This is a genomic window from Winogradskyella marina, from assembly GCF_015645385.1.
Classification (GTDB): Bacteria; Bacteroidota; Bacteroidia; order Flavobacteriales; family Flavobacteriaceae; genus Winogradskyella; species Winogradskyella marina.
On sequence record NZ_JADOET010000002.1, the window covers coordinates 263,031 to 278,735 of the forward strand.

Annotated in this window: 10 protein-coding genes; 3 read left to right on the top strand and 7 right to left on the bottom strand. The window is 34.3% G+C overall.

Features of this window, described 5'->3' with window-relative positions:
- Window positions 1-13: 13 nt before the first annotated feature.
- The 7 genes from ITJ86_RS04325 to ITJ86_RS04355 all read right to left on the bottom strand — a co-directional run bounded on the left by ITJ86_RS04325 (window position 14) and on the right by ITJ86_RS04355 (window position 12,350).
- Window positions 14-2,302 carry a T9SS type A sorting domain-containing protein gene (locus tag ITJ86_RS04325; RefSeq protein ID WP_195870382.1) on the bottom strand — a complete coding sequence of 763 codons (2,289 nt, stop codon included), beginning with the start codon at window positions 2,300-2,302 and terminating at the stop codon, window positions 14-16.
- Window positions 2,303-2,657: 355 nt separating this feature from the next.
- On the bottom strand, window positions 2,658-4,781 hold the full coding sequence (locus ITJ86_RS04330) for a right-handed parallel beta-helix repeat-containing protein (RefSeq protein WP_195870383.1): 2,124 nt from the start codon (window positions 4,779-4,781) through the stop codon (window positions 2,658-2,660).
- 12 nt (window positions 4,782-4,793) lie between these two features.
- Window positions 4,794-5,945, bottom strand: coding sequence for an alpha-hydroxy acid oxidase (locus ITJ86_RS04335; protein WP_195870384.1), 1,152 nt, complete (start codon window positions 5,943-5,945; stop codon window positions 4,794-4,796).
- 6 nt (window positions 5,946-5,951) lie between these two features.
- The gene (locus ITJ86_RS04340) at window positions 5,952-7,331 is read right to left on the bottom strand and encodes an FGGY-family carbohydrate kinase (RefSeq protein ID WP_230080216.1); all 1,380 of its coding nucleotides are present in this window, start codon (window positions 7,329-7,331) and stop codon (window positions 5,952-5,954) included.
- 7 nt (window positions 7,332-7,338) lie between these two features.
- Entirely contained in the window at window positions 7,339-8,610 is a 1,272-nt protein-coding gene (locus ITJ86_RS04345) for a sugar isomerase (RefSeq protein ID WP_195870385.1), read from the bottom strand.
- A gap of 21 nt (window positions 8,611-8,631) precedes the next feature.
- On the bottom strand, window positions 8,632-10,731 hold the full coding sequence (locus tag ITJ86_RS04350; RefSeq protein WP_195870386.1) for a bifunctional aldolase/short-chain dehydrogenase: 2,100 nt from the start codon (window positions 10,729-10,731) through the stop codon (window positions 8,632-8,634).
- Window positions 10,732-11,027: 296 nt separating this feature from the next.
- Complete coding sequence (locus ITJ86_RS04355) at window positions 11,028-12,350, bottom strand: sugar MFS transporter (RefSeq protein WP_195870387.1); 1,323 nt, start codon at window positions 12,348-12,350, stop codon at window positions 11,028-11,030.
- Window positions 12,351-12,562: 212 nt separating this feature from the next.
- Here ITJ86_RS04355 and ITJ86_RS04360 point away from each other — a divergent pair, with 212 nt between their 5' ends.
- From ITJ86_RS04360 to ITJ86_RS04370, 3 genes are all read left to right on the top strand, one after another.
- On the top strand, window positions 12,563-12,733 hold the full coding sequence (locus ITJ86_RS04360; RefSeq protein ID WP_195870388.1) for a hypothetical protein: 171 nt from the start codon (window positions 12,563-12,565) through the stop codon (window positions 12,731-12,733).
- A 32-nt stretch (window positions 12,734-12,765) separates the two neighbouring features.
- On the top strand, window positions 12,766-13,911 hold the full coding sequence (locus ITJ86_RS04365) for an AbiH family protein (protein ID WP_195870389.1): 1,146 nt from the start codon (window positions 12,766-12,768) through the stop codon (window positions 13,909-13,911).
- Window positions 13,912-14,208: 297 nt separating this feature from the next.
- The gene (locus tag ITJ86_RS04370; protein WP_195870390.1) at window positions 14,209-15,588 is read left to right on the top strand and encodes a DUF2130 domain-containing protein; all 1,380 of its coding nucleotides are present in this window, start codon (window positions 14,209-14,211) and stop codon (window positions 15,586-15,588) included.
- The last annotated feature ends 117 nt before the right edge of the window (window positions 15,589-15,705 follow it).

Sequence of the window (15,705 nt, forward strand, 5' to 3'; positions counted from 1 at the left end):
TAGTTTATTTAGTTTATTGTACGATTAGTTTTTGTGTTTTTAAGGTTATCCCATCCGATATCTTAAGAAGATATAGCCCAGCATTTAAATTCAAATTTGTTTCAAAATTTGAACTTGAATTGGTTGTAATCATTTCACTATGAACTAAACTACCTGTTAGAGAATAGATATTTAGTTTCGTGTTTTCTGATTTAAATCCTTTTAATACGATGGTTAATTTGCCTTCTGTTACTGGATTTGGATAAAGACTTACATTTGATTGATCGAAAGCATCAACGCTTAAAACATTTTCAATTTCTAACGTTAAAGTTGGTGCTTCTTCTGTAGATTCGTCACTTATACCGTAATAATGGGCACTTGTAGAACCTGTTGTAGCATCTACACTTAACCTTAAAAAAATGTAATCTCCTGCAACGGCACCTGCATCATATTGTGCATTTATGTATGCTGCTAGGTTAGTGTCACCTTCTGAATCCGTATCTACTTGTCGGTCTGTTAAAATCAAAGTGCCTACAGGTTCATTACCATCTACATCTCTAACAACAAATCCATCTTGTAGTCCTGTTGCTGTACCTTGAACGTTAGCAAAAGCGCCATCATAAAAATCATTTGGAGATATAGCGTTTGAGGCATTATATGGTAATCCGTATAAATCGATATCAGAAGAAATCCAGTGTCTTATATAGGCAATGTTCACATTTAAATTTGCAGCCGTCACTAATTTACCTGGTGGACGTACTGGTAATTGAAAAGGAATAATTGCATTAGTTGTAAATCCACCACCAGTTGATGCACTAGCTCCAACTTTTAAGACTTTGGTGCCATCGATATCATTACCATTTAACCAAGGATTTGTACTACCCTCTTCTAAATTAAGAACATCAGATATGATACCATCTCCTGTAGGAGTAATTATATATTCTGTCGTTGGTTCTCCACCAGAATCAGGACTAACCGTTAAGTTAAAAGACTGTGATGTGATACTTCTTCCATTATCTGCAATAACTGTAATATTTTGATAATCGCCAGCATTTAAAAGTGAAGGTGAAAATACAATGTTTCCTGTATTGTCTCCATTGTCAGTTAAGACTCCAAAATTAGGCAGGTTAGATGTTGTAAAAGAAATGGCATCATTACCAATAGTAGCTGCTGAAAAATCTATTTGTAACGTAGTTTCTTCAACCATAGATTGATTTGCTAAGGATGGAGAAATTATTGCTGGGTCAGAATCTGCAACACCTGCTATTGTAACTTGACCTGCGTCTGGTACAGTTTTTACTAGCGTATATTTTTTACCATTATGTGTTATTATTTCAGAATCTACAGGCTCTCCATTCTGAATGGCGGTAACACTTACCCAACTATTGTCAATTCTTATTTTAACGGTTAGGGGAAAATAGAAAGCGGAGTCTAACATGTCATCTGTTAGTGTGTATTTTATTTCACTTTCTGAAACATTATCTATGGTTAAATTATGCGTTGCAAAGGATTGAGAGTATTGAGTGACCTCTGTGAATCCGGCTACCCACAATTCTGGTTTGTCTGCTAAGTATTGTAAAAATTCGTTAGTGGTAGTTTCACCCGCTTCATCTAAGCCGTGAAAATGTGTACTTCCCCAACCACGATAGTAATTGGTGCCATATAATGTATTGACATTGTCTAATAGTGGTAAAATATATTGATCCCTGTCCGTATCATTACCATAAATATGAACATTGGAAACGCTATTAACATCTAAATAATTGACGGTGTTGGATTGATTTAGAATTCCTTGGGTGCCTCTAATTCCTATAAATTGTGTTCTAGCAATGGTTTCGTTACCTTCACCATAAGGATAGGCATAGGTTAAACATTTATTAGATCCAGAGGTTACTTCTGTGTCAATAGTTGTAACTGTGGCTTGCAATCTTGCGAGATAATCCGCATCAGAAAGGTTGGTTTCACCTTCTGCTGGGTTAGTATACCAATTTCTATCATCGTGCCCATCTATTTGACTACCTAAAGCCGCAAGATTATTATAAAGGCTCCAATCCTGAACATTATATGCCGGATCTGCCTCAGTAATTACAAACCACGAAAAATGGAAACCATATTCAGCAATCATCGATGTCCAAAAAGGGATATCCTGTTCGTTATTATCATCAATGGTTATTGTGAATGCGGCTAATTTGTCATCATTCCATAAGCAGACATCTCCTTCTCCTACGACTTCTGGCCAAACTTTATCTGTTACTGTAAACCTTGTTCCGACAGCCGGATCAAGATTAAAAGTGTTTTGTCCAATCGATTGTATGAAAATCATTAAGAAGACGAAAAGGGTAGTACTTTTTTTAAACATTTGATTTTTATTGGGATTTGTTATTTGTTTCTGTATTTGATACAGATAAGGCTGAAAAATAGAAAGCGCTATTCTCAAATATAAATACAAATAGCTGACTAATCCTAGTGTTTTCAGTGCTTAGCTCAATAAAACAGACAAAACTAACAAACAATTAAACAGATAGTATAAACTTCAATTGCGCTTTTTGAGAATAATGGGTAAAATTAAGGTGATTATTGTGAGAAATTTAAATTTTATGAATTCAGTTATCAATTTAATAACTTTAAAGTGTGATTAACTGTAATTTGTTAAAAACTGATGGTGTAAAATAATCCAATTACCAAACGAAGAAAATTTGCTTTTTTGTTTCACCTTCAGTAGTATATTCTAATAAATATTTCCCAGTAGGTAGTTTTGAATTTTCACTTCGAAAAACATGATCTGATAAGTCAGAAGGATTTATAGTCTGTTCAAAAACCTGCTCACCTGAAAAATTCAGTAATTTAAGTTGTACAGTTTTACCTTGTTTAAAACCTAAGAAGTACACGTTAAATTCTCCATTATGCATAGAGTTTGGTGCAATAATAATATTGTTTTTAATAGATTCTATGTTACTAATATTACCTTCATTAAGTTCAGGATATCCAACAGTAATTTCAAGCGTTGGTTGGTTTTCTTTTTTCTTACCATTGGCACTTACAAAGTTCCATCTATTATAATCTGAAACATCTTTAGAGTTTGGGTTCATTCTTAAAAAGATATAATTCGCAGAGTTTGTTTCTGTTTCAAAAATGGTGTTCAAGTAATCTTTGAGTCCTTTTTGTCCAATGTTATTTGTTTTAATGTCTCCGGAATACATATTAGGGTCTACAAAATTATTCTGAATGGGTCTTGCCGAAACATCTTGTCCAAAAGTTCCTTGATAATAAAGGTCTTCAGTGACCCAAAAGTTCGATTTTGGAGGCAACGCATATAAATCAATGCCTCCTTCGGGTTGATTATCTACTTTAGATAAATACACTTTAAAATTAGCAGATAGAATTTTTTTGCCTCCAGGGATTTCTGGAAGCTTAAATGGAAAGACTCCAGCACCGTCAATATTTTCGCCAACACCTCCAATACGAATTTGTGGTTGACCATCCCAGTCTCCTTTACCTTTGGAGTGAATCTGTCTATCTGAAGCTTCCGAAGGTATTTCAAAAACCTGATTAGCCTCGTCAATTTTAGTATATTCAAAGGCTCCAATATTAACAAAGTTACCTAAGGACCGTTTGTTTTGACTTGCGTCTAAATTTGGTGCCATATCCGATGTTCCACTGTTCAGAGCTTTTGAGTTAGGGCCTAAAGAGAAATCAAACAGAGCCCAATTATTAAAGCATTTGTCATAATCATGTACGGAGACAGGAAGCGTTAGATTATAATCTGCAATCCCTTTTATGTTCTTAAATAGGACATCATTAGACAGGTTATTTCTTATAAACAGATTTGAAGAATCATTTTCGCCAATGATCTGTATGGCAAGTGGTGCATTTGTTTCGCTTTTATCGGTGAAATTTAAACCAAAATAGGGATTTACAACTGTATTATTAACAATTTTTAGATTGTTCAATTGACCAGTAAGAGATATCCCTTTTTTACCATTTGTAATAACAATATTGTTTTCAAAAATACTCTCAGAAATAATGGTTTTCAACCCGTAAATACCATTTAATACTCCTATTTGCGCTCTATTTGATTTGGTGAAATTGATAATTGTATTACCTCTAAAAATGTTACCTTTTGTTTCTTTCTCGGTAAAATATATACCAGAATTTACTTCAGCATCTGTGGCTATACTTTCTTTAATTAAGTTGTATTCTAATAAATTAGAATCTGCTAAAATAGTAATGGCATTATGGCTAAAAAAATTGATACGATTATTCCTGATTTGAGTTTTTTCACCAGAAACTATAATACCGTTTTTGTAATGAGAAATGACATTACTTTCTATTTTACATTGCGTTCCTTTGACATCGATTGCAGTATCATCCTTAGTATTTGAAATAAAATTATTTTCCGTTAATCTGATTTTAGAACTATTTTGATGTATAAAAACAGTATTTGAATTGAAGGCTCCATTAAAAGTAATATTACTGAATATCCACTTGGATGCAGGCGATTCTTCAGTTCCAAATATTATAGAGTTTATCGTAGGATTTTGGTCTGTAAGTCCAGAAATAGTAATGTATTTTTCGTTTTGGCCTATAACTTTGACGTTTCCATGATTTCCGGAAAGTAAGAATATCACATCACCTGCTTTAAATTCTATTCCTTTTTCAAAAACACTTTCTAAGCTTCCCCATGGATTAGCTTTACTTCCGTCGTTATTTGTATTCCCGTTTATTGGGTCACAATAGAAATCAGTTGCGTAGATCGCTTGTGCGAATAAGAAAAAGAGAAAGAAGTAGCCGTAAGTTTTCATAGTAATTAAACGTTATTGGTTGATTAAAAAATTCGGAAAATCTTCTGTTTTTTCACAGTTCAATTGTTCCATGACTTGTTGTAATTCCGTTTTTAATAAAGATATAGTATGGTCTCCTCCCTTTTTTCCTAATGCCGAAACACCATACATAAATGAACGTCCTAAAAACGTAAATTTGGCTCCCGATGCTAAAGACCTAGCCACATCTGGACCAGAACGAAGTCCACTGTCCATCATAACCTCAATCTTATCTCCATATTTTTGAGCAATGGTTTTTAGCGGTTTTATAGTGGATTGTCCTGCGTCTAATTGGCGTCCACCATGATTGGAGACTATAATGCCATCTAAGCCTAAGCGTATGGCCTCTTCAGTGTCATGCTCAGAGGCGACACCTTTTAAAACGAGTTTTCCTTTCCACATATCTCTAATAGGCTTGATTTTTTCTTCATTTAATCGTCCACTAAAGGTTTGATCCATAAACTTGCCAAGTTGCCTTAAATCTAAGCCTTTTGGCATGTAAGGTTTTAACGTTTCAAAATTGGGTTGTCCATATTTTAAAGTTTCTAATGCCCAATGCGGTTTACCTAAAATTTGCAAAATATTTTTAACAGACATTTTCGGTGGCATAGCTAAGCCATTTCTGATATCACGAGGTCTAAAACCAAAGGTTGGAACATCACATAAAATAACAAGCACTGGGCAATGTGCAGCTTCCGCGCGTTTAATAATATCATCTCGCAATCGATCTTCTGTTGGGTGATACAATTGAAACCATGCTTTGCCTTCCGTAAGTTCACTTGCACGCTCAATACTTGTTGTGGTAACTGTACTGAGAATAAACGGGATGTTGTGGTTAAATGCCGCTTTTGCTAATATTTCAGGGGAATTTGGCCACATTAAGCCTTGAAGGCCAACAGGTGCAATGCCGAAAGGAGCGCTATATTCTATTCCAAAGAGATTTGTTTTTAAAGACGCGCCAGAATGATTTTTTAAATAATTAGGTTTTAATTGTACGTCTCTAAGCTCAGCGGTATTCCGATGTAAGTTAACATCTTCATTGCAGCCACCATCTAAATACTCAAAAGCAAATTTTGGTATTTTTTTTTGCGCCCTTGATCTTAAATCAGTAACCGACGGATATTTTGTGTTTATCTTCAAAGTCATTAGGTTTTACTTTAGAATAAAGGGTATATGTTTTTTCAAGCCATAATTCTTTTTTAAAAAATTAGAAGCCAATTTTCCATCCATAATTACTATAGCAGCTCCTAACGCCGAACCTAATGAAGAACTGGTCGACCTCACTTTCAGGTTACGTAAACGATGAGTCAATAATTTTATAAAGACGTCATTATCGCTAAACCCTCCATCAATATACAATCGTTTTATTGAACTGTTAGTGCCTAATGTGGTTTTTATACTTTGTAGTTGTACATCAATAAGCTCTATCATTAATTGATGATAAGCGTCTTGATAATTGTTAAGTTTGAGGTTCGTTTTCTCTGGTGTTTCTGTGTTGGCCAAATATTTCCACCTAAAACATGGACTGAAATTGTATGATAATCTGTTGAAAATTTGACTATTAAATGTTACTGATTTGTGTCGGTCTAATGGCACGTCAAAATATTGACTTAATTGTGTAATTTGATGTATGTATTCTTTTCCTAGTAATAATTTTGCCGATTTCACAGGCTTGCCATTAACTTTCATGTAATTAATGGTGTCATTTTGAAGATCTTCGTTAGTTAAGGATACGTCGGAATACGGATTTAGTGACACACTCCAAGTGCCTGTTGAAACCAACACAAAAGGTTTTTTAGAACCCTTTAAATAGGGTATGAGTGCTGAAGAACTATCATGAATACCTACTCCAATTTTTATGCGTTTTCCATTATAATATTTAGAAATACATGTTTCTGTTGAAACAATCGGAGGAAGTATTTGGTCAATGTCTTCGTTATAAACCCAACTGTGATAATCTTTTTTACCATAATCCCAAAGTGATGTGTGGCAACCTATACTGGTAAATTCACTAAGCGGAACACCTGTAAACATATAACTAAGATATTGTGGCAGGTGCAAGGAATACGAAATGTTTTTGAATACGTCTGGTTGCTTATATTTTAACCAATATAACTGCATTCCAGAATTTAGCATACCAGATTGCGGTGATCCCGTTTCAGTAGAAATATCTCCATGCGTGTTATTAAACTGTTCTAAAATATCTGATGGAATAGGCTTTAAATAATTATAAAGCGGTGTTAGTAGATCTCCGTTTTTATCTAAATGAACAAGACTTGCTCCATATGTAGAAAAATTAACAGCTGTAATAGTGTAGGTGTTGGAATCTAAAATATTTTTAAATACTAATTGTATCCATTTTTGAAGCGCATGAATATCTTCCGTTGGAAACCCATCTTCATCAACAATTTCTTCTAAGGTCGTGTACTCTTTATAGACTTCGTTATAGTTAGTATCGAATAGGAAAAACTTTTTATTAGTCTTTCCTATATCGAATATTGCTATAACCTCTTGTTTTATTGGAGTACTCATAGTGTTTTTACAAACCTGTTGCTTTAGAATTCATTCCCCTTTCTTTAATCAATACATTTCTAACATCAAGCGACCTATATGCTGAAATAGGATCGATGGCTCCGTCATTTCTTAATCGGGCTTCGGCTAAAATTGTTTTTACATCCGTGTTAAAAGCGTCTTGTAAAATGCGTTGTGCCGTTACTACATCATTTTTCAATTGTGCTTCTTCAAGTGCTTTTTGGTCAATTAATAAAGCTTTTGCATAAGCTGTTTCAATGGCTTCAATAGACTGAATTAAATCCTCTAAAGGATCTTTTAAATTATGACTTGCATCAATCATCCACGCAGGAATTGGGTTATTTGCAGGATTGTTTTCCATTCCAAAAACCAATTCATTGAATATTAGAAATAATTGATAGGGTTTCATGACGCCAACACTTAAATCATCATCGCCATATTTACTATCATTAAAATGAAAACCACCTAACATGCCTCTTGTCATTAATGTGGCAACAATATGCTCAATATTTGTGTTTGGTAAATGATGTCCTAAGTCCACTAAAGTATAGGCTTGTTCACCTAAATCTTTAGCCAACATATGAGACGTTCCCCAGTCTTGAATCACCATAGAATAGAAATTTGGCTCGTAAGGCTTGTATTCTATAAACAGTTTCCAATCTGCTGGTAAATGGGCATAAATTTCTTTTAAACTTGCTAAGGTATTTTCAAAAGCACGTCTAAAATTGAGCTGACCAGGAAAATTAGATCCATCTGCCAACCATACCGTCAAAGATTTTGACCCTAAGGCAATTCCATAATCTATAACGGCTTTATTGTGTGCCACAGCTTGATCTCTCACGTTTTTGTCTGTATGACATAAAGATCCAAACTTATAACTATATTCTTGGTTGTCTTGATCTTGAAACGTGTTGGAATTCATGGCGTCAAAATGAAGCCCTAAATGTGTTGCTTTTTCTTTAATGGCATTAGTATTTTTAGGAATATCCCAAGGAATATGTAAAGACACTGCATTTGCAGATTTGGTTAAAGCATTAATAACACTAATGTCTTCAAGTTTTTGTTCTAAAGTACTGGGTTCTCCGCCAAATCCGAATTTTCCAAATCGTGTGCCTCCAGCTCCTAATGCCCAACTTGGTATGGCAATATTATAGTTTGAAATGGTATCTATAATATCTTCTAAGTTGCTATGTTTTCTAGATAATTGGGTTAGCTTTTCCTTATGTTCAACTAATAAATCTTTATTTAAGGCTACTATTTCTTCTTGATGTATTTGCATAGTTATAGTTTCAAAGATTGATTATCGTACAAAGGCATTTGCCATGCCTCCGTCAACATTAATAATGTTTCCTGTGCTTTTATCTAAAATAGCAACTAAAGAAAATACGCCATTTGCAATATCAGCAGGATAAATTATTTCGTTTAACAAATTTCTTTTGGCATAATGTGCAGGCAATTCTTCAACTGTAATGCCATAGGCTTCAGCGCGTCCTTTTGCCCATTCGCCTTCCCATATTTTACTACCCACAATAACACCATCTGGGTTCACAACATTCACCCTTATTTTATCGGTTCCTAATTCAGCAGCTAATAATCTAGACATGTGTTGTTGTGCCGCTTTTGCTGTACCATAACCTACATTGTTAGGCCCTGAAACGAGACCGTTTTTGCTCGCTATATTTACAATATCGCCACCTAATTTTTGTTTTTTGAAAATTGTAACGGCTTGTTTTGCTAATTCAAATTGACCTTTAACCAATACATTTTGCAGAATATCCCAATCTTTATCCGTGGTTTCTTCTAATGGTTTTGAAATCGCTAAACCAGCACTGTGCACTACGATATCTACACCACCAAAGGCTAAACAAGCCTGCTTATAGGTGTTGGCGATAGATTTGCTGTCTGTGACATCTCCTTGAACATAAATTGCGGTATCGTTTTTATAGGTTGTGATGGCTTCTTTTAGTCGGTCTTCTGATAAATCTGTAAGTACAACATTGGCACCTTCTGCTGCTAACCTATCGGCAATAGCTTTACCAATACCTCCACCAGCACCTGTAATTAAGGCTACTTTTCTAGACAATGATTGCTCTTTTGGCATGCGTTGTAGTTTAGCTTCTTCCAATAACCAATATTCAATATCAAAGGCTTCTTGTCTAGGCAATGATGTGTATTCTGAAATGGCTTCAGCACCACGCATTACGTTAATGGCGTTTATATAAAATTCACTTGCGACACGAGCTGTTTGTTTATTTTTTGCAAAACTGAACATGCCAATGCCTGGATACAAAATAATGACTGGGTTTGCATCTCGTATTGCAGGACTTGTGTCGTTTTTACAAGTCTCGTAATAAGCTTCATATTCCTTCCTGTAGTTATCAAATGCCGGCTCTAATTTTTCAAAAATGAGTTCGGTGTTATTTACATCTTCAGAAGGACTTAAATTGAGTACTAATGGTTGAATTTTGGTTCTTAAGAAGTGGTCTGGACACGATGTGCCCATTGGAGCCAAACGCTGTAGGTCTTTACTATTTATAAAATCTAAAACTTTGTCGTCATCTGTGAAATGGCCAATCATTCTGTTTTCTGAGGCACATAAGCCTCTCAGTATTGGTGCCAATACAGCTGCTTTTTCTAGGCGTTCTTCTTTGGGAAGACTTTCAACTGTTTGGCCGCCAAAAACCTCTCCATTTTCAGAAATTTTGTTTTCGATATAAGCAGATGCCATCTCTATGACTTCTAAACTGTTGATATAGCATTCGTATGAGGTATCTCCCCAAGTGAATAAACCATGGGAACCTAAAACAATACCTCGAATGCCTGGGTTGTCTGCTAAACATTTTTCGAGCATTAAACCCAATTCAAAACCTGGTTTTTTCCAAGGCACCCAACCCATGGTGTCTCCCCAAATTTCTTTGGTTACTTTTTCACTGTCTTTTGCAGCAGCTACGGCAATTAAAGCATCAGGATGTAAATGATCAATATGTTTAAAGGGTAACAATCCATGAAGCGGAGTGTCAATTGATGGTGCTTTGCTATCCAAATCAAAAATACAGTGATTGAAAAGCGCCACCATTTCGTCTTCATAGGCAACACCTCTGTATACTTTTTTTAAATCTCTTAAGCGATCGGTGTACAAGCCTGCGATTCCGCTTCTTGTCAGAGTGCCAATATCTCCTCCAGATCCTTTTACCCACATAACTTCAACATCTTTATTTGTTAAAGGGTCTTTCTCAATAGTTTTGCAGCTTGTATTTCCTCCTCCGTAATTGGTAATTCTTAGATCACGACCTAAGATGTTAGAGCGATATAAGAATAGTGCGACTTCATCATTTTTTATCTTTTCTACTTTAGTGTCGTCCCATAGATAATCTACATAACGGTAATTTTTTATTGACATGTTAGTGGGTTTTATATGTTAAAAAAGTGTCGATTTATACGTGTATAATAAACTTCGACTCCTCTCAAAAATACATAAATAGCCCACTAAACCTAAGGTAAACAGACGCTGTCATATCATAAAAGACAAATAAAACAAGTAATTAATCAGATTGTATAAAATTTGATATCTTATAAAAAAGGGTAATGAGGAAGGGCTTATTATTCCTAAGTCAGATTAAATTCTCCTGCACCTTTAAAAAGTAGATAACCAAAGCTAAGCAATCACAGTTCTAAAACAAGCACACCAAACCAATCCTATTTCTTCTTCAGACCAAGCTTATGCCCATAAAAAGCATAATATAGAATAACGACATAACAAGGTAATAAGACCCAATAGCCAAAAGATGAAGCTTCAGCTAAAGCAGATGTTTCCAAAATTCCATTGGTTATAAGTTCCTCTTTTTTATGATCGACAATAGCGCCATATAAAGGAGGCAGAATAGCACCACCTGAAATAGCCATAATCAACAAGGCAGAAGCCGTTTCTGTAAACTTTCCTAAGCCTGTTAATGCTAACGGCCAAATGGCAGGCCAAACTAAAGCGTTGGCGATTCCAAGTGCCGAAACAAAAAGAACAGATGTAAATCCAGTGGTAAATACAATACAAAACGATAATACAATGCCTAATACAGCACTTAGTTTTAGTGCCAACGCCTGACTTATATATTTTGGGATTAAAAAGACACCCAGGGCGTATGTGCCTACCATAGCCATTAAGGTAAACAAGGTGAAAAATTTAGCAGTTTCAGCAGGAATATCTAAGGCTATCCCATAAGCTATAATAGTATCTCCAGCGATAACCTCAACACCAACATAAAGAAATAACGCTAATACCCCCAACCATAAATGCGGGAATTGAAAAATAGAGGTTTTAGATTTTTCACCATCTTTTGGAATCGCAATAGGTTCGGGTTCTACATTTGGTAACGGAGCTTTTCGTATTAAAATACCAAGTATAAATAACACAACAGCCATAATAATGTATGGTGTGATAACACTATCTGCCATGGTGTTTAAGATACTTGCTTTTTCGGCGACATCTACAGTGCTTAATTGGGCTTTCATATCGTCGATTCCCGACAATAAAATGGCACCAAAAATAACCGAACCAAGGGCGCCTGCGACTTTATTCGCAATACCCATAATAGCAATACGCTTTGCGGCACTTTCTATTGGGCCAAGTATCGTAATGTATGGGTTAGAGGCTGTTTGTAATAAGGTCATTCCCATCCCTTGAATAAAAATTCCAGCTAAAAACATCCAATAAGTTCTGGCATTTGCCGCAGGAATAAAAACCAAAGCACCAATAGCCATAATGGCTAAGCCTAAAGACATACCTTTTTTAAATCCTATTTTATTTATAATATAAGATGCTGGCAAGGCCATCACTACAAACGATATATAAGATGCCGATGCCACCAAATAAGACTGTGCATCTGTTAACTCGTTTATGGTTTTCATAAAAGGGATTAAAGCACCATTAATCCATGTGACAAAACCAAAAATAAAGAATAAGCCAGCAATAATTAGTATAGGAACTAAGGTGCTGTGTTTAGGTTGTGAAATAGTCGCTTTCATGTGTAGCTAGTGTTAATGTCATTTGTTTCTACTGCCAAGATATTATATTTTCTATCAAAACCTTTAAAACACAAAAAAACTCTTACACTAAAAAAGTGTAAAAGGCCTTTTTTCCATAAAAATAAAGTACCCCAAAAAGTAATTACGGAAATCAGTAATCAAATAACAATAGTTATTCCTATTTTTAAGATTTCAATAAACCAAAGTTACTAATGGCACTATATCAGGTATCTGTATTAAAACAGCAACTTAAACTGATAGTGAAACAATTTGCAGAAGCTGTCACTTCGAGCGCAGTCGAGAAGTCTCAACCAGTAGAAGTGCCAACCTTAACCAAATCGATGCAGCAATTGACCAAATGGTGTATGGGTTGTATGGGTTAACTGAGGATGAAATTGCAGAGAACAGTTAAAATATGGCAAGTATAAAAACTATAAATAAGTTATTTCTAGTAGGTAATGGTTTTGATAGAGCATTAGGTTTAAAAACTACATATGAAGATTTTTTATTTTGGTATTTCACAAACTTTATCGTTAAAGCTTTAGAAGTTCAAAATACTATAATAAATGATTCTGGCAATCATGAATATTATTATAACACCGATTTACTAATCACTTATTCTCACAGTGTAAAATCAATCGATAATAATAATCTTATTGAGAATTTTAAAAAGAACAATATCACTTATGAAAAAATAAGAAAGTTTATAAATAATAGCTCAAGCCAGTATAAATTGACAATTAAATCTGATTTACTTAAAGCAGTTTTAGAAGAATCCATAAAGGGTTGGGTTGACATAGAAGGAGTTTATTTTAAATTATTAAAAAAGGCGTTTAAAAGTAAAGACAAAGTATCGATAGATAGTCTTAATAAAGATATAGTTTGCTTAACTAAATTATTAAAAGACTATTTAAGTCAATTAGATATATCTAAAACAACAGAGAAAACTGTAAGTCAGAAATATATTGACCAATTTATAAGTCCAATTGTTCCTGGTGATGTTATTTATCCAATAAAAGAACACACAATTAAATCAAATAGATATTATTTTTTAAATTTTAATTATACCAAAACACTTTCAAATATTCTTTTAACCTTACCAGATGATTACTTTAAAAAATATGGTCATGAGATAGACGCTTTCATATCTCACATTCATGGCGATATAGATAGAGAAGAAATTGTATTCGGTTATGGTGATGAAATGGATAAAGATTACAAAGGCATTGAAGAATTAAATGATAATCGTTTTTTTGAAAATATAAAATCGTTTAAGTATAATAAAGCATACGAGTACCGTGACCTTTTAAGGTTTTTAAATACTGAAGAATATCAAGTTATTATTTATGGTCACTCATGTGGTTTGTCAGATAGATTATTACTTAACGAGGTTTTTGAGCATGACAACTGTAAATCAATAAAAATATATTATTATAATGAAGCAGAGTTTACCACTAAAACTATGGATATCTCTAGACATTTTAATAGCAATCAAGTAATGCGGCAAAAAATTGTTGAGTTTGATGAAGAAAATAGAATACCGCAAACAATGATATCATAAAATAAGAGGGTTAAGATATATTACTTTACACATCACGCTAGTCATATTCACAAATGTCCAAAGTGTACCCTTAACTTTACTATAATCTTTATGTTTTTCTCTATTATGTAAGAGCAGATTAATAATTATTGATATGTTAGTATACTATGTTTTGGCTGCAAAAGGCAAAGTATGAGCATCAAAAATAATACCAGAAGAAATGTAAAATAGAGGTATTAAATTGAATAAAATTTATTAATATGCAAAAGCATCACAAACCTAATACCCCCTTCAATAAGGAATTATAAAATAAACATTATGAGTAAAAACGCTGAGGTAAAATGTCCCAACTGTAAAGAAGTTTTCAAAGTAGACGATTCGGTGTATACAGACATTGTAAAACAAGTGCGCGACCAACAATTTCAAGAGGAGGTTAACAACCGTTTAGAAGTCGCTCAAAGAGAAAAGCAAGCAGCCATTCAATTAAAAGCTGCAGAACTAAAAAATGAGTTCCAAGGGCAATTAGCTCAAAAACAACGCGAAATAGAAGAGTTAACCCACAAAAGTAAGGCGCAATTAGTCGATGAGGTCTCTAAAAAAGAGAAATTCATTCAAGACTTACAATCTAAAATCCAAAATTCAGAAACTCAAAAATCATTAGAATTATCTAATGCAGTTAAGGATGCGGCCGAAGCATTATCTAAAAAAGAAGCCGAAATAAAAGCCTTAGAAGCTAAAATAGAAAACACCAACATCCAAAAAACATTAGAACTGTCTACAGCCGTTAGAGAGGTAGAAAAAGAAAGAGACCAGCTCAAAAACGATTTAAAGAGTAAAGACACCGAAAAAGAACTTTTAGAAAAGTCTTTAGTAGAACAGTTCAAAAATAAATTAGAACACAAAGACGAAGCCTTAAAACTAAAAGAAGAGGAAATAGAGCGCCTTAAAGATTACAAGCAGAAGCTATCCACCAAAATGATTGGCGAAACGCTAGAGCAGCACTGCGAAACCGAATTCAATAAATTACGAGCAACCGCCTTTCAAAATGCCTATTTCGAAAAAGATAACGATGCCTCTGGCGGTACCAAAGGCGATTATATTTACAAAGAACAAGATGTTAATGGCAACGAAGTCATTTCTATTATGTTCGAAATGAAAAACGAAAACGACCAAACCGCGACTAAAAAGAAAAACGAAGACTTCTTTGCCAAACTAGACAAAGACCGAAAAGCAAAAGGCTGCGAATATGCCGTATTGGTATCCTTATTAGAAGCCGATAACGAATTTTACAACACAGGGATTGTAGACGTCTCTTACAAATACGACAAAATGTACGTGGTACGTCCGCAGTTTTTTATCCCTATTATATCCTTGCTGCGTAATGCAGGCATGAAATCCTTACAGTACAAAGCCGAACTAACACTCATGCGGAATCAAAATGTGGACATCACTAATTTTGAAGAAAAAATAAACGATTTTAAAACCGGTTTTGCAAGAAACTACGATTTAGCCAGTCGTCAATTTGGGGAAGCTATCAAAGAGATTGATAAAACCATGAACCACCTGCAAAAAACCAAAGATAATTTACTATCCTCAGTAAATAACCTGCGTTTAGCAAACAACAAAGCCGAAGATTTAACTATTAAAAAATTGACGCGTGGCAACCCAACCATGAAACAAAAATTTGAAGACTTATAAATATCTCTAATTGTACTTCCCTTAAGGTAAATGTTTATGTACGCTTTTATGATTATTATTAGTGCCAATTAGTATCTATTTTTCTCTCTGCGAAACTCTATGTAATTTTGCAAGAAA